At 58.4% G+C, this 21956-nt stretch carries 27 protein-coding genes; 15 read left to right on the forward strand and 12 right to left on the reverse strand.

What is annotated here, in order from left to right; all coding sequences use genetic code 11:
• The first annotated feature begins 34 nt into the window (after window positions 1-34).
• The 5 genes from endA (at window position 35) to ruvX (ending at window position 3552) form a co-directional block, all read left to right on the forward strand.
• Window positions 35-742, forward strand: coding sequence for a deoxyribonuclease I (gene endA / locus ACHH0Z_RS10325; RefSeq protein WP_021242074.1), 708 nt, complete (start codon window positions 35-37; stop codon window positions 740-742).
• A 52-nt stretch (window positions 743-794) separates the two neighbouring features.
• A complete protein-coding gene (gene rsmE / locus ACHH0Z_RS10330) occupies window positions 795-1526 on the forward strand; it encodes a 16S rRNA (uracil(1498)-N(3))-methyltransferase (protein WP_021242075.1) in 732 nt (243 codons plus the stop codon).
• Window positions 1527-1545: 19 nt separating this feature from the next.
• A complete protein-coding gene (gene gshB, locus ACHH0Z_RS10335) occupies window positions 1546-2493 on the forward strand; it encodes a glutathione synthase (RefSeq protein WP_008499751.1) in 948 nt (315 codons plus the stop codon).
• 82 nt (window positions 2494-2575) lie between these two features.
• Window positions 2576-3136: a YqgE/AlgH family protein gene (locus ACHH0Z_RS10340; RefSeq protein WP_008499752.1), complete on the forward strand. Its 561-nt coding sequence runs from the start codon at window positions 2576-2578 to the stop codon at window positions 3134-3136.
• The gene (gene ruvX / locus ACHH0Z_RS10345; RefSeq protein ID WP_023326041.1) at window positions 3136-3552 is read left to right on the forward strand and encodes a Holliday junction resolvase RuvX; all 417 of its coding nucleotides are present in this window, start codon (window positions 3136-3138) and stop codon (window positions 3550-3552) included. The genes ACHH0Z_RS10340 and ruvX overlap by 1 nt, the downstream gene beginning before the upstream one ends.
• A gap of 10 nt (window positions 3553-3562) precedes the next feature.
• Here the strand turns inward: ruvX and ACHH0Z_RS10350 are convergent, their stop codons facing one another.
• Window positions 3563-4543, reverse strand: coding sequence for a type IV pilus twitching motility protein PilT (locus tag ACHH0Z_RS10350; protein WP_045407153.1), 981 nt, complete (start codon window positions 4541-4543; stop codon window positions 3563-3565).
• Between the two features lie 17 nt (window positions 4544-4560).
• Between ACHH0Z_RS10350 and ACHH0Z_RS10355 the strand changes: the two genes are divergently transcribed.
• Genes ACHH0Z_RS10355 through ACHH0Z_RS10380 form a run of 6 tightly spaced genes read left to right on the forward strand, consistent with a single transcriptional unit; the run spans window position 4561 to window position 8300 of the window.
• Window positions 4561-5262, forward strand: coding sequence for a YggS family pyridoxal phosphate-dependent enzyme (locus tag ACHH0Z_RS10355; protein ID WP_045407154.1), 702 nt, complete (start codon window positions 4561-4563; stop codon window positions 5260-5262).
• 21 nt (window positions 5263-5283) lie between these two features.
• Entirely contained in the window at window positions 5284-5850 is a 567-nt protein-coding gene (locus tag ACHH0Z_RS10360; protein WP_008499757.1) for a YggT family protein, read from the forward strand.
• Window positions 5847-6143, forward strand: a complete 297-nt coding sequence (gene yggU / locus ACHH0Z_RS10365; protein ID WP_045407157.1) for a DUF167 family protein YggU — start codon at window positions 5847-5849, stop codon at window positions 6141-6143. The genes ACHH0Z_RS10360 and yggU overlap by 4 nt, the downstream gene beginning before the upstream one ends.
• A 3-nt stretch (window positions 6144-6146) precedes the next feature.
• Entirely contained in the window at window positions 6147-6740 is a 594-nt protein-coding gene (locus ACHH0Z_RS10370; protein WP_023294524.1) for an XTP/dITP diphosphatase, read from the forward strand.
• Complete coding sequence (gene hemW, locus ACHH0Z_RS10375) at window positions 6733-7881, forward strand: radical SAM family heme chaperone HemW (protein ID WP_045407160.1); 1149 nt, start codon at window positions 6733-6735, stop codon at window positions 7879-7881. Before ACHH0Z_RS10370 ends, hemW begins: the two co-directional genes overlap by 8 nt.
• Window positions 7882-7937: 56 nt before the next feature.
• Complete coding sequence (locus ACHH0Z_RS10380) at window positions 7938-8300, forward strand: endonuclease domain-containing protein (protein WP_071949300.1); 363 nt, start codon at window positions 7938-7940, stop codon at window positions 8298-8300.
• Window positions 8301-8375: 75 nt separating this feature from the next.
• On the opposite strand, the gene ACHH0Z_RS10385 is transcribed toward ACHH0Z_RS10380, so the two are convergent.
• The 3 genes from ACHH0Z_RS10385 to trmB are packed head-to-tail and all read right to left on the reverse strand — an operon-like array spanning window position 8376 to window position 10194.
• Window positions 8376-9092, reverse strand: a complete 717-nt coding sequence (locus ACHH0Z_RS10385) for a DUF2884 domain-containing protein (protein WP_045407162.1) — start codon at window positions 9090-9092, stop codon at window positions 8376-8378.
• Window positions 9093-9148: 56 nt separating this feature from the next.
• On the reverse strand, window positions 9149-9475 hold the full coding sequence (locus tag ACHH0Z_RS10390) for a YggL family protein (RefSeq protein WP_003862421.1): 327 nt from the start codon (window positions 9473-9475) through the stop codon (window positions 9149-9151).
• Window positions 9475-10194 (reverse strand): tRNA (guanosine(46)-N7)-methyltransferase TrmB, encoded by a 720-nt coding sequence (gene trmB, locus ACHH0Z_RS10395; RefSeq protein ID WP_008499763.1) that lies wholly within the window; start codon window positions 10192-10194, stop codon window positions 9475-9477. Before trmB ends, ACHH0Z_RS10390 begins: the two co-directional genes overlap by 1 nt.
• 144 nt (window positions 10195-10338) lie before the next feature.
• Between trmB and mutY the strand changes: the two genes are divergently transcribed.
• The 4 genes from mutY to ACHH0Z_RS10415 all read left to right on the forward strand — a co-directional run bounded on the left by mutY (window position 10339) and on the right by ACHH0Z_RS10415 (window position 14366).
• The gene (gene mutY / locus ACHH0Z_RS10400; protein ID WP_186436497.1) at window positions 10339-11391 is read left to right on the forward strand and encodes an A/G-specific adenine glycosylase; all 1053 of its coding nucleotides are present in this window, start codon (window positions 10339-10341) and stop codon (window positions 11389-11391) included.
• 26 nt (window positions 11392-11417) lie between these two features.
• Window positions 11418-11690, forward strand: coding sequence for an oxidative damage protection protein (locus ACHH0Z_RS10405; RefSeq protein WP_008499765.1), 273 nt, complete (start codon window positions 11418-11420; stop codon window positions 11688-11690).
• A gap of 124 nt (window positions 11691-11814) precedes the next feature.
• A complete protein-coding gene (gene mltC, locus ACHH0Z_RS10410; protein ID WP_021242082.1) occupies window positions 11815-12891 on the forward strand; it encodes a membrane-bound lytic murein transglycosylase MltC in 1077 nt (358 codons plus the stop codon).
• A gap of 218 nt (window positions 12892-13109) precedes the next feature.
• Entirely contained in the window at window positions 13110-14366 is a 1257-nt protein-coding gene (locus tag ACHH0Z_RS10415) for a nucleoside permease (RefSeq protein ID WP_008499767.1), read from the forward strand.
• A gap of 79 nt (window positions 14367-14445) precedes the next feature.
• Here ACHH0Z_RS10415 and citG read toward each other — a convergent pair whose 3' ends face one another.
• The 8 genes from citG to ACHH0Z_RS10455 are packed head-to-tail and all read right to left on the reverse strand — an operon-like array spanning window position 14446 to window position 21757.
• On the reverse strand, window positions 14446-15249 hold the full coding sequence (gene citG / locus ACHH0Z_RS10420) for a triphosphoribosyl-dephospho-CoA synthase CitG (RefSeq protein WP_045407168.1): 804 nt from the start codon (window positions 15247-15249) through the stop codon (window positions 14446-14448).
• Window positions 15227-15766, reverse strand: a complete 540-nt coding sequence (gene citX / locus ACHH0Z_RS10425; protein WP_045407170.1) for a citrate lyase holo-[acyl-carrier protein] synthase — start codon at window positions 15764-15766, stop codon at window positions 15227-15229. Before citX ends, citG begins: the two co-directional genes overlap by 23 nt.
• On the reverse strand, window positions 15763-17286 hold the full coding sequence (gene citF / locus ACHH0Z_RS10430; RefSeq protein WP_045371292.1) for a citrate lyase subunit alpha: 1524 nt from the start codon (window positions 17284-17286) through the stop codon (window positions 15763-15765). Before citF ends, citX begins: the two co-directional genes overlap by 4 nt.
• Before the next feature lie 10 nt (window positions 17287-17296).
• Window positions 17297-18172, reverse strand: a complete 876-nt coding sequence (gene citE, locus ACHH0Z_RS10435) for a citrate (pro-3S)-lyase subunit beta (RefSeq protein WP_023326048.1) — start codon at window positions 18170-18172, stop codon at window positions 17297-17299.
• A complete protein-coding gene (citD, locus tag ACHH0Z_RS10440) occupies window positions 18169-18462 on the reverse strand; it encodes a citrate lyase acyl carrier protein (RefSeq protein WP_023294531.1) in 294 nt (97 codons plus the stop codon). Before citD ends, citE begins: the two co-directional genes overlap by 4 nt.
• Before the next feature lie 16 nt (window positions 18463-18478).
• On the reverse strand, window positions 18479-19501 hold the full coding sequence (gene citC / locus ACHH0Z_RS10445; protein ID WP_045407172.1) for a [citrate (pro-3S)-lyase] ligase: 1023 nt from the start codon (window positions 19499-19501) through the stop codon (window positions 18479-18481).
• A gap of 13 nt (window positions 19502-19514) precedes the next feature.
• Window positions 19515-20378 (reverse strand): fumarylacetoacetate hydrolase family protein, encoded by an 864-nt coding sequence (locus ACHH0Z_RS10450; protein ID WP_021242089.1) that lies wholly within the window; start codon window positions 20376-20378, stop codon window positions 19515-19517.
• A gap of 17 nt (window positions 20379-20395) precedes the next feature.
• Window positions 20396-21757 (reverse strand): 2-hydroxycarboxylate transporter family protein, encoded by a 1362-nt coding sequence (locus ACHH0Z_RS10455; protein ID WP_021242090.1) that lies wholly within the window; start codon window positions 21755-21757, stop codon window positions 20396-20398.
• Window positions 21758-21956 lie beyond the last annotated feature (199 nt).

Here is a 21956-nt window from a genome sequence, read left to right on the forward strand (position 1 = left end):
TACGTTGCGGGCTCGTTTTGACACGGAGTGTAAGATGTCCCGTAATTTTTCTCTCGCGGTCGCCTTTCTGACGACGGCGCTCTCAGGCCACGCCCTGGCCGACGGTATCAACAGTTTCTCTCAGGCCAAAGCGGCCGGTGTAAAGGTCAACGCTGACGTACCGGGCGATTTCTACTGCGGCTGTAAAATTAACTGGCAGGGTAAAAAAGGGGTCGTTGACCTTGAGTCCTGCGGCTACAAGGTGCGTAAAAACGAAAACCGCGCCAGCCGTATTGAATGGGAACATGTCGTTCCGGCATGGCAGTTTGGCCACCAGCGCCAGTGCTGGCAGGATGGCGGACGTAAAAACTGCGCCAAAGATCCGGTATACCGCCAGATGGAAAGCGACATGCATAACCTGCAGCCCGCGGTGGGCGAAGTGAACGGCGATCGCGGCAACTTCATGTACAGCCAGTGGAACGGTGGCGAAGGTCAGTACGGCCAGTGCGGTATGAAGATTGATTTTAAAGAGAAAGTCGCCGAGCCCCCTGCCCGCGCGCGCGGCAGCATTGCCCGCACCTATTTCTATATGCGCGACCGTTACGATCTCAACCTCTCCCGCCAGCAGACCCAGTTGTTCAACGCCTGGGACAAGCAGTACCCGGTGACGGAGTGGGAATGCCAGCGCGACGAGCGTATCGCCAGAGTCCAGGGGAATCACAACCCTTACGTCCAGCGGGCTTGCCAGGCGCAAAAGAGCTAACCTACACTAGCGGCAATTCGCTTACATCGTATGACACATGGAATTTCTGACTATGCGCATTCCCCGCATTTACCATCCTGAACTGATTACCGCAGGCCGTGAAATCGCCCTGTCTGATGACGCCGCCAACCACGTTGGCCGCGTGCTGCGCATGGGCGCCGGCCAGGCAATACAATTGTTCGACGGCTCTAACCAGGTTTTCGACGCGGAAATCACGCGGGCGGATAAAAAAAGCGTACACGTGAACGTCCTGCGCGGTGAAGTGGATGACCGGGAATCACCGCTGCATATCCATCTGGGCCAGGTGATGTCGCGCGGCGAGAAAATGGAGTTCACGATCCAGAAATCCATTGAACTGGGTGTAAGCCTCATTACGCCACTTTTTTCTGAGCGCTGTGGCGTTAAACTGGATGCGGAACGTCTGAACAAAAAGATCCAGCAGTGGCAGAAAATTGCCATCGCGGCTTGCGAACAGAGTGGCCGCAACCGTATTCCGGAGATCCGCCCGGCGATGGATCTGGAGGAGTGGTGTGCAGAAGAGGACAGTGGGCTGAAGCTCAATCTTCATCCGCGCGCCAGCGCCAGCATCAATACGCTGCCGCTGCCCGTTGAGCGCGTTCGCCTGCTGATTGGGCCTGAAGGCGGCCTGTCGGCGGACGAAATTGCGATGACGGCACGTTACCAGTTTACTGATATTCTGTTGGGACCTCGCGTTCTGCGCACTGAGACAACGGCACTCACGGCCATTACCGCGCTACAGGTACGGTTTGGCGATCTGGGTTGACGCATTATTGGAGAGAAAGATGATCAAGCTCGGCATCGTGATGGACCCCATCGCAAACATCAACATCAAGAAAGATTCCAGCTTCGCCATGCTGCTGGAAGCGCAGCGTCGCGGCTATGAACTCCACTATATGGAGATGAACGATCTTTACCTGATCAACGGTGAAGCCCGCGCGCGCACCCGCATCGTTAACGTCGAGCAGAACTACGACAAATGGTATGAATTTGGCACAGAGCAGGACATTGCCCTGGCCGATCTCAACGTCATTCTGATGCGTAAAGATCCGCCGTTCGACACCGAGTATATCTACTGCACCTATATCCTTGAACGTGCAGAAGAGAAAGGCACGCTGATCGTCAACAAGCCGCAGAGCCTGCGCGACTGTAACGAGAAGCTCTATACCGCCTGGTTCTCTGACCTGACGCCGGAAACCCTGGTGACCCGCAGCAAAGCGCAGTTGAAGGCATTCTGGCAGAAGCACGGCGACATCATCATGAAGCCGCTGGACGGGATGGGCGGCGCGTCGATTTTCCGCGTGAAAGAAGGCGACCCGAACATTGGCGTGATTGCCGAAACCCTGACCGAACTGGGCACCCGTTACTGCATGGCACAGAACTATATTCCGGCGATCAAGGACGGCGACAAACGCGTGCTGGTGGTGGATGGCGAACCGGTCCCTTACTGCCTGGCGCGTATCCCGCAGGGTGGCGAAACCCGTGGTAACCTGGCGGCCGGCGGTCGCGGTGAGCCGCGCCCGTTGACCGAAAGCGACTGGGAAATTGCCCGCCGCGTTGGCCCAACGCTGAAAGCCAAAGGCCTGATCTTCGTCGGACTGGATATCATCGGCGATCGTCTGACCGAAGTGAACGTCACCAGCCCGACCTGCATTCGTGAAATTGAAGCGGAATTCCCGGTCTCGATCACCGGAATGCTGATGGACGCCATCGAAAAACGCCTGCAGAAATAACCCACCAATGAGTGACAGCGCCCGGGTTTCTCCGCATACTGGTCGCTGTCGCTTTTTAAACCAGGAAACAGTACCTCTGACAATGAATTTACAGCATCACTTTCTTATTGCCATGCCTGCTCTCCAGGACCCGATTTTTCGCCGCGCCGTGGTTTATATTTGTGAATACAATGAAGACGGCGCGATGGGTATTATCATTAATAAACCGCTGGAAAATCTTCAGGTTGAAGGGATTCTGGACAAGCTGAAAATCCCGGCTGAAGCGCGACTGCCGGAGATCCGGCTTGATAAGCCCGTGATGCTGGGTGGACCTCTTGCAGAAGATCGCGGCTTTATCCTGCATACGCCGCCGGTGTTCTCTTCCAGTATCCGCATTTCGGATAACACCGTCATCACCACCTCGCGTGACGTGCTCGAAACGCTGGGCACCGCAGAGCAGCCTTCTGAAGTGCTGGTGGCGCTGGGCTATTCGTCGTGGGAGAAAGGCCAGCTTGAGCAGGAGATCCTCGATAACGCCTGGCTCACCGCCCCTGCGGACATGAATATCCTGTTTAAAACGCCGATTGCCGATCGCTGGCGCGACGCGGCGAAGCTGATTGGTATTGATATCCTGACCATGCCTGGCGTAGCGGGGCACGCCTGATGAGCGGAACGCTTCTGGCCTTCGATTTTGGCACTAAAAGCATTGGCGTCGCCGTGGGGCAGCGCATCACCGGTACCGCGCGTCCGCTTACCGCCCTCAAGGCCAACGACGGTACGCCGGACTGGAACCTCATTGAGCGTCTGCTCAAAGAGTGGCAGCCGGATGACGTGATTGTCGGATTACCGCTCAACATGGACGGTACCGAACAGCCGCTGACTGCCCGGGCGCGTAAGTTCGCCAATAAAATCCATGGCCGCTTTGGCGTCTCCGTCAAGCTGCACGATGAGCGTCTCAGCACCGTCGAAGCGCGTGCGGGTCTGTTTGAGCACGGTGGCTTCCGCGCGCTCAGTAAAGGCAGCGTGGACTCCGCTTCTGCCGTCATCATCCTCGAAAGCTATTTCGAGCAGGGCTTTTAAGCACAGGGGCCTACAGCCGCCCCTGCGCCCGTCTCTCCGCCTGGCTCTGGTCAAAATTCTGCATGCCTGCCTGCTGACCGGTTTGAATGATACCGGGCAGCTGCCACGTTTTTCCTTCGCGAATGAGATTCGCCGCCGCCGCGGTATTCACCAGCAGCTCATACAGCGCGACGCGCCCGTCCTGTAAGTCAGGAACCAGCTTCTGCGCAAGCACCGCCCGCAGGCTGCCGGCCAGCTGGTTACGCACCGGATCTTTCTCCTGCGCCGGGAACGTATCGACCAGCCGCTCAATCGCCTGCGATGCCCCGCGCGTATGCAGCGTCGCCAGCACCAGATGCCCGGTCTCCGCTGCCGTTAGCGCCAGGCGGATCGTTTCGCTGTCGCGCAGCTCTCCCAGTAAAATCACGTCCGGATCCTGGCGTAAGGCACTGCGCAGCGCGTCGGCAAATGACGGGCTGTGCTGACCGATCTCCCGCTGCTGGATCAGGCAACGTGCGCTCTGATAGATAAACTCCACCGGATCTTCGAGCGTGAGAATATGGCCGTCAGTATGGTGGTTGAGAAAATCGACCATCGCCGCCAGCGTCGTGGATTTGCCGCTGCCGGTCGCCCCCGTCACCAGAATCAACCCGGACGCATTGGTTAACAGTTCCGGGATGGCCCTCGGCGCGCCCAGTGAAGCGAGCTGCGGACAGCTACGCGGCAACAGCCGCAGCGTCACAGAGACTCCGCGCATCTGCTTAAAGGCACTGCCGCGCAGGCGCTGGCCTCCCGCCACCGTCGCGGCAAAATCCACCTGCCCGTTGGCCCACCATATCCCCTGCTGCTCATCGTTGAGCCACGCTTTTAACAACGTCCCGAGGTCCGGAGAAGGAAACGGTGCCGGTTCAAGGCGGCCCGTTCTGCGCCAGCGGGGTGGCGAATCACTGCACAGGTGTAGATCGGAGACGTTATGCTTTACACTAAGGGCCACAATTTCTTCCACATCCATAGACTACTCCTCGGAAAATGAACGACATTGCGCATAACCTGGCACAGGTCCGGGACAAAATCTCAGCCGCCGCAACGTGTTGCGGCCGGGCTTCAGAAGAAATTACGCTGCTTGCAGTCAGCAAAACCAAGCCTGCGAGCGCCATCGCAGAAGCCATTGACGCAGGCCAGCGGGCGTTTGGTGAAAACTACGTCCAGGAAGGCGTGGATAAAATTCGCTACTTCCAGGAACAGGGGAAGACGGATCTGCAGTGGCACTTTATCGGCCCACTGCAGTCGAACAAAAGCCGTCTGGTGGCGGAGCACTTCGACTGGTGCCATACCGTTGACCGTCTGCGCATTGCGACACGCCTGAACGACCAGCGTCCGGCAGAGATGCCAGCGCTTAACGTGCTGATTCAAATCAACATCAGCGATGAAAACAGCAAGTCCGGTATTGCGCTGAGCGAGCTGGATGCGCTGGCAGCCGAGGTGGCCGAACTGCCGCGCTTAAGCCTGCGTGGTTTGATGGCAATCCCGGCGCCTGAGTCAAGTTATGAAAGGCAGTTTGCCGTGGCACAGCAAATGGCTGTAGCATTTGAGGCGCTTAAAGCGCGCTATAACACGGTAGACACGCTTTCTCTGGGCATGTCGGATGATATGGAAGCCGCCATTGCGGCAGGCAGCACGATGGTGCGCATCGGCACGGCAATTTTCGGTGCGCGCGACTACTCAAAATAATAAGGAAACCTGAGGAACGCCATGAAGACGTTGACTTTCCTGCTCTCAACGGTCATTGAGCTGTACACGATGGCGCTTTTGCTGCGCGTCTGGATGCAGTGGGCCCGCTGTGATTTTTACAATCCGTTCTCGCAGTTTGTCGTGAAAATCACGCAGCCTGTTGTCGGACCGCTGCGCCGTATTATCCCGGCCATGGGGCCCATCGACAGTTCGTCTCTGCTGGTGGCGTTTATTCTGAGCGTTATCAAAGCGATTGTGCTGTTTATGGTCTTCACCTTCCAGCCGATTATCTGGATTGTCGCCGTCCTGATTTTGATCAAAACCATCGGTCTGCTGATCTTCTGGGTGCTGCTGGTCATGGCGATCATGAGCTGGGTGAGCCAGGGCCGTAGCCCGGTGGAGTACGCCTTGATTCAGCTGACCGAGCCGCTGCTGCGCCCGATCCGTAACCTGCTTCCGTCTATGGGCGGCATCGATTTTTCGCCGATGATCCTGGTTCTGCTGCTCTATGTGATCAACATGGGGGTCGCTGAACTGCTGCAGTCCACGGGCGATATGCTGCTGCCGGGGCTGTGGATGGCGCTATGAGTGCCGTAAGCACCTGCGCTGACGGGCTGGTTTTACGGCTGTATATTCAGCCGAAAGCCAGCCGTGACGGTATTGTTGGACTGCATGGCGACGAGTTAAAAGTCGCCATCACTGCCCCGCCGGTTGACGGCCAGGCGAACGCGCATCTGACCAAATATCTGGCAAAACAGTTTCGCGTCGCCAAAAGCCAGGTCATCATTGAAAAAGGCGAACTGGGGCGACATAAACAGGTAAAAATCCTTAATCCGCAATCTATCCCGACGGTAGTCGCGGCTCTGACAGAACAGGACTAAACCATGCAGAAAGTTGTTCTCGCGACCGGCAACGCCGGTAAAGTGCGCGAGCTGGCCTCGCTATTAAATGATTTTGGTCTGGACGTGGTCGCCCAGACCGATCTTGGCGTGGATTCCGCCGAAGAGACGGGACTGACGTTTATCGAAAACGCGATCATTAAAGCGCGCCACGCTGCGCAGGTAACTGGCCTCCCCGCGATTGCCGACGACTCCGGCCTGGCCGTAGACGCCCTCGGCGGCGCGCCGGGGATCTACTCTGCCCGCTATTCCGGCGTTGACGCTACCGACCAGCAGAATCTGGAAAAGCTGCTTGTCGCCCTGAAAGACGTCCCGGACGAACAGCGCACCGCGCAGTTCCACTGCGTGCTGGTCTATCTGCGTCACGCGGAAGACCCGACGCCGATCGTCTGCCACGGCAGCTGGCCGGGCGTGATTACCCGTGAAGCGGCTGGCAACGGCGGCTTTGGTTACGACCCGATTTTCTTTGTCCCTTCCGAGGGCAAAACCGCTGCGGAACTGACCCGCGAAGAAAAAAGCGCGATATCCCACCGCGGACGCGCGCTGAAACTGTTACTGGAAGCACTGCGTAATGGCTAATTTGCCACCTCTGAGTCTTTATATTCACATCCCGTGGTGCGTGCAAAAATGCCCGTACTGCGATTTCAACTCGCACGCGCTGAAGGGCGAAGTGCCGCACGATGACTACGTTGCGCATCTGCTGGCCGACCTGGATGCCGATGTACCTTACGCACAGGGACGTGAAGTTAAGACCATTTTCATTGGTGGCGGTACGCCGAGCCTGCTGTCAGGCCCGGCGATGCAAACGCTGCTGGACGGCGTGCGTGCGCGCCTGAACCTGGCAGCGGATGCTGAAATTACGATGGAAGCCAACCCCGGCACCGTTGAGTCCGACCGTTTTGTCGACTACCAGCGCGCGGGCGTGAACCGCATCTCCATCGGCGTGCAGAGCTTTAGCGAGCCGAAGCTGAAGCGCCTGGGGCGTATTCACGGCCCGGAAGAGGCGAAACGCGCGGCAAACCTGGCGACCGGTCTTAATCTTCGCAGCTTTAACCTCGATCTGATGCACGGCCTGCCGGATCAGTCTCTGGACGAGGCGCTGGACGATTTGCGCCAGGCCATTGCGCTGAATCCCCCTCATCTGTCGTGGTACCAGCTCACCATCGAGCCCAACACCCTGTTTGGCTCGCGTCCGCCGGTGCTGCCGGATGACGACGCGCTGTGGGATATCTTCGAGCAGGGTCACCAGCTGTTAACCGCTGCGGGCTATCAGCAGTACGAAACGTCGGCATATGCAAAGCCGGGCTATCAGTGTCAGCACAACCTGAACTACTGGCGCTTTGGCGACTATCTGGGCATTGGCTGCGGCGCGCACGGCAAGGTGACCTTCCCGGACGGGCGTATTCTGCGTACTGCCAAAACCCGCCACCCGCGCGGGTATATGGAAGGCCGCTACCTGGAGCGTCAGCACGACGTCGAGGCGGCGGATAAGCCGTTTGAGTTCTTTATGAACCGCTTCCGTCTGCTGGAAGCCGCGCCGCGCGCTGAGTTTGCGCTGTACACCGGGCTGCCGGAGTCGGTGATTCGCCCGCAGATCGACGAAGCGCTGGCGCAGGGGTATCTCACGGAATGTGAGGAATACTGGCAGATCACCGAGCACGGCAAACTGTTCCTCAATTCCCTTCTTGAGCTGTTCCTCGCCGAAGAAGCTGAAGGCTGATTCAGGATTTTGCATCCCGTTCTGCCAGCTGAGGGAAAGGCTGGCAGAGTGTGGGGATGGAAATTACGCGTTCATATGCAAAACAGCTCAGACGCGAGCTGACAACGGAAGAAAGGCGGCTTTGGTATCTACTGCGCAGCCGCCGTTTCGAAAATTATAAATTTCGCCGACAGCATCCGGTAGGAAACTACATACTGGATTTCGCCTGCTGCGAAGCACGTCTGGCAGTTGAGCTGGATGGCGGACAGCATGATGAAAATCAGGAATACGATCATCAAAGGACGTTGTGGTTAAACCAAAAGGGCTGGCACGTTATTCGATTCTGGAACAACGAACTTTGGAATAATGAAGAGGCTGTGTTGGAAAAGATCCTTGAGACACTGCAAATGCTGCAACCCTCACCCCGGCCCTCTCCCTGAAAGGGAGAGGGAGCAAACCATCCCCTCGCCCCTTTGGGGAGAGGGTTAGGGTGAGGGGCCCAGCGCGCAGAGACCTTACTTCAGCGTCCCCACCAGCGCCTTCCGGCTATCTTCCAGCGACACCACGCGCTTACACACGTCTTTGCCGAACTGCTGGAAATCATCTTCCTGGTTTTTCCACTCGTTCTGAATGGAGGTTTGCAGGCCGCCCAGACTGCCCAGCACGCCCTGCAGCGGGTTACCGCCGCCTTTCAGCACCGCTTTGGCGCCCATCTCGTTGATGCTGTCCTGCAGGATGCCGCCCATCGCCTGGTTCACCAGCTGCTGCCCGTCAGCACGGACCTGATCGATCGCCTTATAGTGGAACGTCAGGCCGTCGGAGCGCGTCTCGATAATGCGGTTCATCTGTTCTTTAAGCTGCTTGTCCAGCTTCGTCAGGCGGGTGCGCATGTTACTGCTCTCACCCACCTCTTTGGTGATGATCTTATCCAGCGCCACGCGGCTCTTTTCGACGCGCGTCAGGGCACCTTCATTAATCCACGGCAGCGCGGTACGCAATTCGGACTGGTAGTCTTTCGCCTGCTCGCGCTGTGCGGCAGTCAGGTTGTACTGCTTGCCGTTATAGGTGACGTTCCCTTCTGGCGTAATTACCAGATTGCCGTTCTCGCCTTTGACCTGCACGGTTTGCGGGCTTAACACCACGTCATCACGCGGGGTGACGCTACATTGATAATCCGCATGGGCGGTGAATACGGTTGCCATCAAAGCAACTGCCAGCAACGTTTTGCGCATCTTAAACACTCCCTCAGACAAAACGGGCCAGCTAATGCTGGCCCTTGACTGCTTAATTAGTCCCACCAAACGTCGAAAAGTTCGCTGACGCGGACATCTTCGAGCTTGTGGTCTTCAAGCCATTTACGGACCAGGGCCTGATGTTCTTCGGTGCATTTACCCACTTCCTGGGTGCAGATCAGACCTTCCCAGGCCAGATAGCCGCTACCGTCGAAGGCCAGTTTGTTTGGCTCGATCACCTCGTTGATGAACGCATCCACGTCCTGATCGATCTGCTCAACGCTGGTGCCTTCCGGGAAACGCCACGCAACGGAGAAGCCCACTTCCTGGAATTCTTCGATGTGCATCTTTTTACGCAGACGACGGCTACGATTCTTTGCCATTATTTCACCCTCTCGAACATTAAGTCCCATACACCGTGACCAAGACGATGGCCACGCTGTTCAAATTTCGTTACCGGACGCGATTCCGGACGCGGTACATAGTCGTTATTCGCAGACTGGTTTTTATAACCGTCGAGCGACGACATCACTTCCAGCATATGTTCCGCATACGGTTCCCAGTCGGTCGCCATATGGAAGACACCGCCCAGCTTCAGCTTGCTTTTAACCAGCTCGGCAAACGGCGCCTGAACGATACGGCGTTTATTATGACGCGCTTTATGCCACGGGTCAGGGAAAAAGAGCTGAACCATGGTTAAAGAATTGTCAGGAATCATTTTGTGCAGCACTTCCACCGCGTCGTGACACATCACGCGCAGGTTCTCAACGCCCTCTTCATGGGCCGTTGCCAGACACGCACCGACGCCCGGGGAGTGGACTTCGATACCGAGGAAGTTCTGCTCCGGGCGCGCTTTCGCCATGGTCACCAGCGAGGCGCCCATACCGAAGCCAATTTCCAGCGTGACCGGCGCGTCGCGGCCAAACAGCTCGGCAAAATCCAGAGGCTGCTCGCTGAACTCAACGCCCATCACCGGCCAGTAGTTGTCCAGCGCGTGTTGCTGACCTTTTGTCAGGCGGCCCTGACGACGGACAAAGCTGCGAATACGGCGCAGCGGGCGACCGTTTTCATCAAATTCCGGTGAAATGACGTCGTTTTTCATAAAAGAGTTGTCTGCTTGTGAGAATGTTCGGGAAACGGGCATTATCCAAAGTTAAGGCTTCTATGCAAGCATGGGAAAGATCCGGTTTACAGCAGATTGACGCTGTGCTGCAATCTGCGTCCCTGATTATGCGAATCGATGACCATGCAAGCCTCTCAATTTTCAGCCCAGGTGCTGGACTGGTACGACAAATACGGGCGTAAAACCCTGCCCTGGCAAATTGAAAAAACGCCTTACAAAGTATGGCTCTCCGAGGTGATGTTGCAACAAACGCAGGTCGCCACGGTGATCCCTTACTTCGAGCGTTTTATGGCGCGCTTCCCGACGGTCACCGATCTGGCGAACGCCCCGCTTGACGAGGTGCTGCACCTGTGGACCGGGCTTGGCTATTACGCCCGCGCGCGCAACCTGCACAAGGCCGCACAGCAGGTCGCGACGCGCCACAACGGTAAATTCCCGGAAACTTTCGACGAGGTGGCGGACTTACCCGGCGTCGGGCGTTCGACCGCAGGCGCTATTCTCTCCCTGTCTTTAGGCAAGCATTTCCCGATCCTCGACGGCAATGTGAAGCGCGTGCTGGCACGCTGCTATGCCGTTGACGGCTGGCCGGGGAAGAAGGATGTTGAAAAACGCCTTTGGGAAATCACTGAAGCGGTTACCCCAGCCAACGGCGTCGAGCGTTTCAACCAGGCGATGATGGATCTCGGCGCCATGGTCTGCACGCGCTCAAAACCTAAATGCGAGCTCTGCCCGGTGAATAATCTTTGCGTGGCGTATGCCAACCATTCCTGGGCGCAGTATCCGGGCAAGAAACCCAAACAGACGCTGCCGGAGCGCACCGGCTATATGCTGCTGATGCAGCACGGCGATGAGGTCTTCCTCGCCCAGCGTCCGCCGAGCGGTCTGTGGGGTGGTCTATACTGCTTCCCACAGTTTGAAGATGAAGACTTGCTGCGTGAATGGCTTAAACAGCGCGGGATTGCTGCCGATAACCTGACGCAGCTGACCGCGTTTCGCCATACCTTCAGCCATTTCCATCTGGATATTGTGCCGATGTGGCTTCCCGTGTCCTCCGTCGCCTCGTGCATGGATGAAGGCACCGCTCTCTGGTATAACTTAGCGCAACCGCCATCAGTCGGACTGGCGGCTCCCGTGGAGCGCCTGTTACAGCAATTACGTGCCGGTGCAATGGTTTAGCATCGACAAGAAAAAGAGGAATGAGTATGGCCAGAACGATTTTTTGTACTTTCCTGCAGCGTGACGCTGAGGGCCAGGATTTCCAGCTTTATCCGGGCGAGCTGGGTAAACGCATTTACAATGAAATCTCCAAAGAAGCCTGGGGACAGTGGCAGAAAAAGCAGACCATGCTGATCAACGAGAAGAAACTCAGCATGATGAACCCGGAACACCGCAAGCTGCTGGAGCAGGAGATGGTGAGCTTCCTGTTCGAAGGTAAAGACGTGCACATCGAAGGCTATACGCCACCGGAAAAATAACATCGAGCGGCTGTTGCCCGGCGGCGCTTCGCTTGCACGGGCCTACGGTTTTGTAGGCCGGGTAAGCGCAGCGCCACCCGGCGAAAGCAACGACTAAGCAAACACAACACGCACTCCCGGAATGATGAAAAAACTTTTAGCGCTAGCCCTTGTTGCGCCGTTGCTTGTCTCGTGTTCGTCAAAAAAAGGCGATGATTACAACGAAGCCTGGATCAAGGACACCAACGGTTTTGACATTTTGATGGGGCAGTTTGCCCACAACATCGAGAACATATGGGGATTTAACGAAGTTCTTATTGCCGGACCTAAGGACTACGTTAAGTACACCGACGCCTATCTGACCCGTAGCCACATCAACTTTGATGAGGGGACGATCACGATTGAGACCATTGCCGGCACAGACCCTGCCGCTCGGCTCCGTCAGGCAATCATCAAAACCCTGCTGATGGGTGACGATCCGGGCTCAATCGATCTCTACTCCGATGCCGACGATATCACCATCTCGAAAGAGCCGTTCCTGTACGGTCAGGTCGTCGATCAGACCGGCCAGCCCATTCGCTGGGAAGGCCGCGCCACGAAATTTGCCGACTACCTGCTGCAGACGCGCCTGAAGAGCCGCTCTAACGGTCTGAAGATCATCTACAGCGTCACCATCAACCTCGTCCCGAACCACCTCGACAAGCGTGCGCATAAGTATCTGGGCATGGTGCGTCAGGCCTCGCGTAAATACGGCGTGGATGAGTCGCTGATCCTGGCGATTATGCAGACCGAATCCTCGTTTAACCCGTATGCGGTAAGCCGTTCCGACGCCCTGGGGCTGATGCAGGTGGTGCAGCACAGCGCCGGTAAAGACGTGTTCCGCGCGCAGGGGAAATCCGGCACGCCGAGCCGCAGCTATCTGTTCGACCCGCAGAGCAACATTGATACCGGCACGGCCTATCTGGCGATGCTGAACAATGTCTACCTCGGCGGCATCGACAACCCGACGTCGCGTCGCTATGCGGTGATCACCGCCTATAACGGCGGCGCGGGCAGCGTGCTGCGCGTCTTCTCAAATGACAAAGTGCAGGCCGCAAACATCATCAACAGCATGGCGCCAGGGGATGTCTACGCCACCCTGACCACCCGCCACCCGTCCGCGGAATCCCGTCGTTATCTGTATAAGGTGAATACGGCGCAGAAGAACTACCGTCGCCGGTGATCCGCACACCTTCTCCTGCAAGGAGAAGGTGTTCTGCTTCCCCCCACCCATACGAAAATGTTATTTGCATCACAATCCAAACTGCAAATTAATGTGGATTGCATTTTTTTGCGGGAGGTAACAAAACATATCGTTGCCAACTGATAGAATTGCATCAAATAACAACCCTGAATGTTTCTATAACAACATATCTCCCGCTCACTTGTGAGGAAAGTAACATGAACCTTAAGCTGCAGCTTAAAATATTGTCGTTTCTGCAGTTCTGCCTGTGGGGTAGCTGGCTGACTACACTCGGCTCCTATATGTTTGTGACGCTCAAGTTCGATGGTGCGTCAATCGGTGCCGTCTACAGCTCGCTCGGTATTGCGGCTGTCTTCATGCCAACGCTGCTGGGGATCGTGGCGGATAAATGGTTAAGCGCCAAATGGCTGTACATGCTTTGCCACCTGGTGGGCGCGGGGACGCTGTTTATGGCAGCCCAGGTGACCACGCCGGGGGCGATGTTCATGGTGATTCTGCTCAACTCGCTGGCCTATATGCCAACGCTTGGGCTGATCAACACCATCTCCTACTACCGCCTGAAGTCCGCGGATATGGATATCGTGACCGATTTCCCGCCAATCCGTATCTGGGGCACCATCGGCTTTATCATGGCAATGTGGGGCGTAAGCTTCGCGGGCTTCGAACTGAGCCATATGCAGCTGTATATCGGTGCGGCGCTCTCCGTATTGCTGGCGATCTTCACCCTGACGCTGCCAACCATTCCGGTGTCTAACCAGCAGAAAAACCAGAGCTGGAGCACCATGCTCGGCCTGGATGCCTTCGCGCTGTTCAAAAACAAACGCATGGCGATCTTCTTCATCTTCTCCATGCTGCTGGGCGCGGAGCTGCAGATCACCAACATGTTCGGCAACACCTTCCTGCACAGCTTCGATAACAACCCGCTGTTCTCCGGCAGCTTTATCGTTGAGCATGCGTCGGTGATGATGTCCATCTCTCAGATCTCTGAGACGCTGTTCATCCTGACCATCCCGTTCTTCCTGAGCCGCTACGGCATCAAGAACGTCATGCTGATCAGTATCGCGGCGTGGATGCTGCGCTTCGGTCTGTTCGCCTACGGCGACCCAAGCCCGTTCGGCACGGTGCTGCTGGTGCTGTCGATGATTGTTTACGGCTGCGCCTTCGACTTCTTCAACATCTCCGGCTCGGTGTTTGTGGAAAAAGAGGTTAAACCTGAAATCCGCGCCAGCGCGCAGGGTATGTTCCTGATGATGACCAACGGCTTCGGCTGTATTCTGGGCGGCGTGGTGAGCGGTAAAGTGGTTGAGATGTACACCACTAACGGCATCACCAACTGGCAGCCGGTGTGGCTGATCTTCGCGGCGTACTCGCTGGTGCTTTTCTTCGCGTTCATCGCGCTGTTCAAGTACAAGCACGTGCGTGAGCCGCACGGTGCGCAGCCAATAGCGCATTGATTGTTGTGCCCGGTGGCGCTGCGCTTACCGGGCCTACAAAACCAGACCGTAGGCCGGGTAAGGCGAAGCCGCCACCCGGCTATTTTATTGCAGAGAGCACCCACCCCACCGACAGCAAATCCGCGCTGCCGCCCGGGCTCAGGTTCCGTTCAATCAGTGCGTTATCCATTCTGATCAACGCCTCGCGGTCCCAGCCGTTATCCAGCAGTTCCCGCGCGTAGCCCTGAACGTAGCGCAGCCCTTCCATGCCGCCGCGCGACACGAGATTACTGTCCTGATTGACCGCCATCAGGCGCAACAGCAGGCCGTGAAGTGAATGTCCTTTCCACGAATCTAAAGCCTTACGCACCGTCGCAAAGCCGCTCTCCGCCTCACCGCGCGCGCCGGTTAAGCCGTACTGCTTAAACTGCCGCTCGCCCGCCGTCGCCTGTCCGCTGCGTGCGGCCAGCTCCCGCGACACCAGCCCGCGGCAGATGTTACTCACCTCACAGCAGAGGCTCTCTGCGGAGACATTTTTCACACGCCCGGCGGCGAAGCACAGTAACCCCAGGGCAAAAATGCCGCCCTTGTGGGTATTCACTCCGTTCGTCGCGGCATACATCGCCTGCTCGCAGGCCAGCCCCATCGGGCGGAGAAGTCGTAGCTGTTCCCCAGCCGGTTTATCCGCATGCGCGCTGCCCAGCTCGGCAAAGCGCGAAAACCACGGCGTAATCGCCGCAATGCTGCGGACAAACAGCGCGTGGTCCATATCGCGATGGGAACCGTTGTTGAGCCTGTCCACCAGCCCCGGCTTGGGCGTCAGCTCCAGCTCCTGCCACAGCGCCGCTTCGGCAAGCGCGGGCACGTCAGCCGGGCGCGGTTTAGTCGCGAGCAAACCAGTCATCGATCGTCTTCTCCACGCGGGAAACCACCTGCTCAACGGGGTGATTGCGCGAACGGGAACAGGCGTGGGCGGGCGCGTCGCAGATCAGGCAGCGCCTGAGATTCCCCCCCAGCGACTGACGCCCGACGTGGCCGTGCTGAGGGCAAATCACGTCCAGATCCCACAGCCTGCCGAGCGGGTGCGTCTGCTCCAGATCCGCACAGTGCGCCTTAATTTCCACCGCCGGATGGGCCACGCACCACAGGGCTTCGGGCCCGGTCAGGAGCCACAGCACCTGGCGGTCCAGCACCTGCCAACGGTTTTCCCACAGCAGCTGGTCGCACATCTGCAGCGCCACGCCCATGGTATTGCGGTAGCGCAGGCAGTCCTTGATTTCCCCTGGCGTGACCAGCGTGAGGGAGATCACCGGTTGTTGATAGTGCTCAAGCATGTCAGCCTGGCGCGCTGCGCGGCGCTCTTTCGCCGCCAGCAGTTCGTCAAGGCTGACACCCGCCCGCACGGGTGTCGCTAAAGTCATACGTCCTCCTTCACCTGTCGCACGGTGTCGATCACGCTGCCGTCGCGGTAGCGGATCACTCCGACGATTTTGTCGGTAAATTCAATCGGTTTCGGGACGCCGGTCAGGGAGATCGCCCGCTCGTACAGCGCGTTGATATCCACAACCTTCAGCCCGGCCTCCAGCAGCCGCTCGCGGATTTCCGGGCGCGCCGGGTTGACCGCGATGCCGTGATCGGTAACCAGGACATCGATGCTCTCCCCCGGCGTAAGGCGCGTGGTAACGCGCTTCACCACCGTCGGAATGCGGCTGCGCAGCAGCGGCGCGACCACAATGGTCAGGTTCGCCGCGGCGGCCACGTCGCAGTGCCCGCCGGACGCGCCGCGCATCACGCCGTCTGAGCCGGTGATGACGTTGACGTTGAACTCGACGTCGATCTCCAGGGCGCTGAGGATCACCACGTCGAGCTGGTCGCAGCTTGCCGCCTTGCTGCCGGGGTTGGCGTAAACGTTGGTGGAGATCTCCACGTGGTTCGGGTTGCGCGCCAGCGAGGCCGCCGCCTGGCCGTCAAAGCACTGGGTATCGAGCAGCTTTTCGATGAGCCCCTTCTCGTGCAGATCCACCAGGCTGCCGGTGATGCCGCCGAGCGCAAAGCGCGCCTTCACGCCGCTGCGCTCCATCTTCTCTTCCATAAAGCGGGTGCAGGCCGTGGCCGCCGCGCCGGAGCCGGTCTGCATCGAGAAGCCCGGTTTGAAGTAGCCGGAATGCTCGATCACATCCGCCGCATAGCGGGCAATCATCAGCTCGCGCGGGTTGCTGGTGACGCGCGCTGCGCCGACGCTGATTTTCGCCGGGTCGCCTACGCTCTCCACCTGCACGATGTAGTCCACCTGGTCCTGCACCAGGCTGGCGGGCATATTGGGGAACGGCACCAGCTCTTCGGTCAGCAGCACCACCTTACGGGCAAAGTGCGCGTCCACCATCGCATAGCCCAGGGAACCGCAGCACGATTTACCGTGCGTGCCGTTGGCGTTGCCAAACTCATCGCTGCACGGCACGCCGAGAAACGCCACGTCGATATTCAGCTCGCCGTCCTGGAGCAGCTTCACGCGCCCGCCGTGGGAGTGAATTTGCACCGGCTCGTCCATCAGCCCGTGGGAGATGGCATCCGCCAGCCTGCCGCGCATGCCGGAGGTGTAAATCCGGGTGATGACGCCGCTTTCGATATGCTCGATCAGGGCGTCGTTACAGGTCATCAGCGAGCTGGAGGCCAGCGTCAGGTTTTTGAAGCCCATCCGCGCCAGCAGCGCCACGACGGTGTTGATCACCCGGTCGCCTTCGCGAAACGCATGGTGGAAGGAGATGGTCATCCCGTCCTGCAGGCCGCAGCGTTTAACCGCCTCTTCAATGGAGGCACACAGCTTGCGGCTGTGCTTCGCGTCGCTGTCCGCCAGCCACGGCGTGGCGCTGTGGGCGGTATCAAACGGTTTTAAGTCCCGCAGATGGGGAAAATTCACGTGAAGAAGTTCAGTCTGATTCATTGTCTTATCCTTACCGACGCACGCCGGAGGCCGCCGCGCGCTCCAGCACCACCTGCGCGTGGTTAATAATCGGTGCATCCACCATTTTGCCGTTGAGCGACACCACGCCCAGGCCGTTACGCTCGCCCTCTTCTGCCGCCTCAATCACCCTTCTGGCGTGATCCACCTCTTCCTGGGTCGGGGCGTAGGCGTTGTGCAGCAGGTCAATCTGGCGCGGGTTAATCAGTGATTTGCCGTTGAAGCCCATCTTGCGGATCAGATCGACCTCGCGCAGGAACCCGGCCTCGTCGTTAACGTCTGACCACACCACGTCGAAGGCGTCGATACCCGCCGCGCGGGCGGCGTGCAGCACGGCACAGCGGGCGTAGAACAGCTCGGTGCCGTCGCCGCGCTCGGTCTGCATATCCATCACGTAGTCAAAGGCAGCCAGCGCAATGCCGATGAGGCGCGGAGAGCTGCGGGCAATCGCCACGGCGTTGATGACGCCAATGGCCGATTCAATCGCCGCCATCACGCGGGTGGAGCCGACCTCGCGGCCGCACGCCTGCTCGATGCGCTCGAGGTGGCCCTCCAGCTCGTAAATGTCGTCCGGAGTATCGGTTTTCGGCAGACGGATCACGTCCACGCCGGCCCGCACGGCGGCTTCCAGATCCAGCAGACCAAACGGCGTGCTCAGCGGGTTAATGCGCACCACGGTTTCGATATCCTGATACATCGGGTGCTGCAGCGCGTGGAACACCAGCATGCGCGCCGTATCCTTCTCGCGCAGGGCAACGGCGTCCTCAAGGTCAAACATGATAGAGTCGGGACGGTAGATAAAGGCGGTGGAGAGCATGGCGGCGTTAGCGCCCGGCAGGAACAGCATGCTGCGGCGGAGTTTGCTCATTTCAGCGCCCCCCAGTTGATGGCCTGTTCATCGGCGGCACGCAGCAGCGCGCTTTGCAGGCGGGCGCGGATCACACAGTCCAGCGCCCCTTTGTCTTCAATAATGATTAATCCCTGGTGCACGTTCATGGCGCGCAATGTGTCGTTGACCACCTGGCGAATCTGCTCGCCAAACTGCTTAATCACTTCGCTGTGGATGACGATCTCCAGCTCGCCGTGAGCGGGAGCAATTTTCACCATCAGGTCGCTGGACTCCTGCGTTCCGGCCAGCGCCTCCCTTACAATTTTCATGATAAATTCCTGGTAGTTAAGCGACTTCCGCACTCGCACGGTAATGCGTTTCGAGATGCGTGAAGGTGGAGTCCGGGACAATCTCCCGGATCCGGGAAAACTGCTGTGTCTTCAGTAAGCGGCGCACTTCGGACGCCGATATGGCGTTGCCGGTGGCCTTGATGCGCGGCATTTCTACCACCTCGATATGCGAGGCCAGCAGGTCGTGCAGCGTCTGGTTGTACTGGCGGGTGATATCGCAGAACGGCTCCGAGCCGATGAAGCGGTGCGTAATGCCGAGCGCCGGGGCGATAAAGTCCCGGAAGATCAGCACGTCAATCTCGCTCCACGCCTGCTGCACTTTGTCGGTCTCCTTCAGGAAGTAGGCCGGAAACGTGGCGCGAGAGATGATGTACTGCGAGCCTTCATGCACCACCACGTTCGGCAGATGCGCCACGCCCGCGCGCACCATCTCGAGCCGCGCGCTGAACGGGAAGAACGATGCGTCTTCACGCACCACGAACAGATGCAGGGCATCGCACCGCTGCGCCGCCTGCTCCACCAGATGGCGGTGGCCGAGGGTGAACGGATTGGCGTTCATCACGATGGCGCCAATCTTCTCCCCGCACTTGCGGCTCGCGCGAAGAGAACGGCAGTAGCGCGCGAGCCCCTGCGGCGTATTTTCCATCAGCACGGCGTTGTTCCCGCTCTGGGCAATCGGCCAGAAGCCGCTGCGGGCAAAGCGCTCCCGGTTGCACGGCCGGGTGCAGAGGAAGAGGTGAAAATGGCCGCGCTCCAGCGCCGCATTTTGCACCTCCGCCAGCAGCCGCGCGCTGAGGTTCTCGCCGCGAAGCTGCTCGTTGACCGCCACGCACTTGATGACGTTGGCGGCAAGCCCTGCGCAACCCACCAGCTGCGGGCCGGACCAGGCTTCGACGAACAGCGTGATGTCGTTGTCCAGGCCAAGGCCGCTGTCTGCCAGCAGATAACGGATCTGACTCAAGCGTTCCGGGTGTTTCGCCACCAGCGTGTGGCGAAAATCGATGGGTTGCGAATGCATGCTGCCGCCTTACTTAATGTGCTGCCGCAAGCCCGACGGCTGGCGCTTCCACGATCACGTTGCTGAGATGACCGATATGCTCGATCTCCACCTCAATGCGATCCCCCTCTTTCATAAACAGCGGCGGGTTACGCTTTTTACCCACCCCGCCCGGGGATCCGGTGATGATCACATCGCCAGGACTCAAGCGGGTGAAGGTACTGATGTATTCGATCAGCTCCGCCACCTTGTGGATCATGCTGCTGGTGTTGTCTTCCTGCACCATGCGGCCGTTCAGCCAGGTGCGGATTGCCAGTTGGTGCGGATCCGGGATCTCGTCCGCCGTCGCCATCCACGGGCCAAACGCGCCGGTTTTGCGCCAGTTTTTACCGGCGGTAAACCAGGTGTGCTGCCAGTCGCGGGCGGAGCCGTCCATGTAGCAGCTGTAGCCGGCCACGTGGCGCAGGGCGTCGTCGCGGCTGATGTTCTCCCCGCCTTTACCGATGATCACCGCCAGCTCGCCTTCGTAGTCGAATTCGCTGGAGTGGCGCGGCTTCAGCACCGGCTCGTTGTGGCCGGTCTGTGAATCCGGGAAGCGAACAAACAGCGTCGGGGCCGGGTTGTGCTGGTCAAACTCCTTGCGCTTGTCGGCGTAGTTCATGCCCACGCAGAGGATTTTTTCCGGCTGCTCAATCACCGGTAAGAAGGTGATGGCGCTCATCGGCACGTCCACGGCATCGTTCAGGTAGCGGGTGGCCTGCGCCAGCCCGTTGCCCTGCAGCAGCGCTTTAAGGTCGCTGTAGCGGTCGCCCAGACGGCGACCTAAATCAATCACGCCGTCGGCCTGGACAATGCCGTAGCTGCGTTTTCCCTGGTATAAAAAGCTTGCGAGTTTCATTGTTCTTTCCTGAAAACTTAAACGAGGAAGTTGCCCAGAATCAGCAGAGAGATGGAGACGTTAATCGCCCCGCCGATACGGGTAGCAATCTGGGCGAACGGCATCAGGCTCATGCGGTTGCCTGCGGTCAGGATCGCCACGTCGCCGGTACCGCCCTGGCCGCTCTGGCAGCAGGAGACGATGGCGACATCAATCGGGTGCATGCCAATCTTTTTGCCGACGAAGAACCCGGTCGCCACCAGCGCGGAGACGGTGCTGATAATCACCAGCAGGTTGGTCAGCGTGAAGGCGGCCACCAGTTCATGCCATGGGGTGATGGCCACGCCAACGGCAAAGAGAATCGGGTAGGTCACAGAGGTCTGGAAGAACTTGTACACCACCTGCGAGCCTTCCAGCAGGCGCGGAGAGGCGCCGTTGCAGAGCTTCACCAGCACCGCCATAAACAGCATGCCGACCGGCGCAGGCAGGCCGATCAGCTTGTGGCCGAGCATGCCCAGCATGTAGAGCAGCACCGCCAGCAGCGCGCCGGAGGCGATGGTGGTCACGTCCGCTTTGCCGGAGAACGCAGGCTGAGAGACGGTGGCATCGGCATTGGCGCGGTTAGGCATCAGCTGGCCTTCACCGGTCAGGTGCGGATAACGCTTGCCCAGCTGGTTCAGGCAGCCGGAGATGATGATCGCAGTCAGACCGCCGAGCATGACCATCGGCAGCACGCGTCCGAGCGCCACGCCCTGGTCCATATGCAGCAGGGTGGCATAGCCGATGGAAAGCGGGATTGCCCCTTCCCCGACGCCGCCCGCCATGATCGGCAGGATGATAAAGAAGAAGATCTGGAATGGCTCAAGACCCAGCGCCAGGCCGACGCCCATCCCCACCAGCATGCCGACGATTTCGCCGCACAGCATCGGGAAGAAGATGCGCAGGAAGCCCTGAATCAGCACCGTGCGGTTCATGCTCATGATGCTGCCGACAATAATGCAGCAGATATAGAGGTAGAGAATGTTGGTGGATTTGTAGAACTTGGTCGTGGACTCGACCACCACGTCCGGCAGCAGGCCATAATAGACCAGCGCGGAAGGGATAAAGGTGGCGCAAATCGCCGCCGCGCCGAGCTTGCCGACAATCGGCAGGCGTTTGCCAAACTCGCCGCAGGCAAAGCCGAAGAAGGCCAGCGTTGCCACCATGACCACGATATCGCTCGGCAGTTTTCCGCCCAGGCAATCAATGGCGATCAGCGCGCCCGCCAGAACGAACAGCGGCAGAGGAATAATCCCGATTTTCCAGGTATCCATAATATGCCACCAGCGCTCTTTAAGCGAAGGCCGCTGAATTTCAATCGGGTCGTGGGTAACAGAGAAAGAATCGTCAGTTGTGCTCATAATAAGCCCCTTGGTTATTTTGTGCGTTCAGCTTAGAGTCACAAAGGCTTACTTTATGTGAGGAATGGCATATTAAAAGCGAAGTTTTAATGGCAGCTATGGTTTTAATGGTTTCTTTTATTTAATGTGATTTACGCCTTATTTATGGCCGTGGTTTTTATGGTTTCTTTTCTGAATTGAACAAACAAATAACATTTAT

The organism is Enterobacter cloacae complex sp. 2024EL-00227 (assembly GCF_043945315.1).
In the GTDB taxonomy this organism is placed as follows: Bacteria; Pseudomonadota; Gammaproteobacteria; order Enterobacterales; family Enterobacteriaceae; genus Enterobacter; species Enterobacter roggenkampii.

What these genes read in the sequence shown, in the direction of transcription:
- citX (WP_045407170.1), bottom strand. Translation starts at nt 15,766, where the DNA reads ATGACTTTAGCGACACCCGTGCGGGCGGGTGTCAGCCTTGACGAACTG.
- mutY (WP_186436497.1), top strand. Translation starts at nt 10,339, where the DNA reads ATGCAAGCCTCTCAATTTTCAGCCCAGGTGCTGGACTGGTACGACAAA.
- ACHH0Z_RS10380 (WP_071949300.1), top strand. Translation starts at nt 7,938, where the DNA reads ATGGAAATTACGCGTTCATATGCAAAACAGCTCAGACGCGAGCTGACA.
- citC (WP_045407172.1), bottom strand. Translation starts at nt 19,501, where the DNA reads ATGCATTCGCAACCCATCGATTTTCGCCACACGCTGGTGGCGAAACAC.
- citF (WP_045371292.1), bottom strand. Translation starts at nt 17,286, where the DNA reads ATGAATCAGACTGAACTTCTTCACGTGAATTTTCCCCATCTGCGGGAC.
- trmB (WP_008499763.1), bottom strand. Translation starts at nt 10,194, where the DNA reads ATGAAAAACGACGTCATTTCACCGGAATTTGATGAAAACGGTCGCCCG.
- citE (WP_023326048.1), bottom strand. Translation starts at nt 18,172, where the DNA reads ATGAGCAAACTCCGCCGCAGCATGCTGTTCCTGCCGGGCGCTAACGCC.
- ACHH0Z_RS10450 (WP_021242089.1), bottom strand. Translation starts at nt 20,378, where the DNA reads ATGAAACTCGCAAGCTTTTTATACCAGGGAAAACGCAGCTACGGCATT.
- ACHH0Z_RS10455 (WP_021242090.1), bottom strand. Translation starts at nt 21,757, where the DNA reads ATGAGCACAACTGACGATTCTTTCTCTGTTACCCACGACCCGATTGAA.
- ACHH0Z_RS10340 (WP_008499752.1), top strand. Translation starts at nt 2,576, where the DNA reads ATGAATTTACAGCATCACTTTCTTATTGCCATGCCTGCTCTCCAGGAC.
- citG (WP_045407168.1), bottom strand. Translation starts at nt 15,249, where the DNA reads ATGACTGGTTTGCTCGCGACTAAACCGCGCCCGGCTGACGTGCCCGCG.
- ACHH0Z_RS10385 (WP_045407162.1), bottom strand. Translation starts at nt 9,092, where the DNA reads ATGCGCAAAACGTTGCTGGCAGTTGCTTTGATGGCAACCGTATTCACC.
- ACHH0Z_RS10415 (WP_008499767.1), top strand. Translation starts at nt 13,110, where the DNA reads ATGAACCTTAAGCTGCAGCTTAAAATATTGTCGTTTCTGCAGTTCTGC.
- rsmE (WP_021242075.1), top strand. Translation starts at nt 795, where the DNA reads ATGCGCATTCCCCGCATTTACCATCCTGAACTGATTACCGCAGGCCGT.
- ACHH0Z_RS10355 (WP_045407154.1), top strand. Translation starts at nt 4,561, where the DNA reads ATGAACGACATTGCGCATAACCTGGCACAGGTCCGGGACAAAATCTCA.
- ACHH0Z_RS10405 (WP_008499765.1), top strand. Translation starts at nt 11,418, where the DNA reads ATGGCCAGAACGATTTTTTGTACTTTCCTGCAGCGTGACGCTGAGGGC.
- ACHH0Z_RS10390 (WP_003862421.1), bottom strand. Translation starts at nt 9,475, where the DNA reads ATGGCAAAGAATCGTAGCCGTCGTCTGCGTAAAAAGATGCACATCGAA.
- ACHH0Z_RS10360 (WP_008499757.1), top strand. Translation starts at nt 5,284, where the DNA reads ATGAAGACGTTGACTTTCCTGCTCTCAACGGTCATTGAGCTGTACACG.
- ACHH0Z_RS10350 (WP_045407153.1), bottom strand. Translation starts at nt 4,543, where the DNA reads ATGGATGTGGAAGAAATTGTGGCCCTTAGTGTAAAGCATAACGTCTCC.
- ruvX (WP_023326041.1), top strand. Translation starts at nt 3,136, where the DNA reads ATGAGCGGAACGCTTCTGGCCTTCGATTTTGGCACTAAAAGCATTGGC.
- gshB (WP_008499751.1), top strand. Translation starts at nt 1,546, where the DNA reads ATGATCAAGCTCGGCATCGTGATGGACCCCATCGCAAACATCAACATC.
- mltC (WP_021242082.1), top strand. Translation starts at nt 11,815, where the DNA reads ATGAAAAAACTTTTAGCGCTAGCCCTTGTTGCGCCGTTGCTTGTCTCG.
- citD (WP_023294531.1), bottom strand. Translation starts at nt 18,462, where the DNA reads ATGAAAATTGTAAGGGAGGCGCTGGCCGGAACGCAGGAGTCCAGCGAC.
- ACHH0Z_RS10370 (WP_023294524.1), top strand. Translation starts at nt 6,147, where the DNA reads ATGCAGAAAGTTGTTCTCGCGACCGGCAACGCCGGTAAAGTGCGCGAG.
- endA (WP_021242074.1), top strand. Translation starts at nt 35, where the DNA reads ATGTCCCGTAATTTTTCTCTCGCGGTCGCCTTTCTGACGACGGCGCTC.
- hemW (WP_045407160.1), top strand. Translation starts at nt 6,733, where the DNA reads ATGGCTAATTTGCCACCTCTGAGTCTTTATATTCACATCCCGTGGTGC.
- yggU (WP_045407157.1), top strand. Translation starts at nt 5,847, where the DNA reads ATGAGTGCCGTAAGCACCTGCGCTGACGGGCTGGTTTTACGGCTGTAT.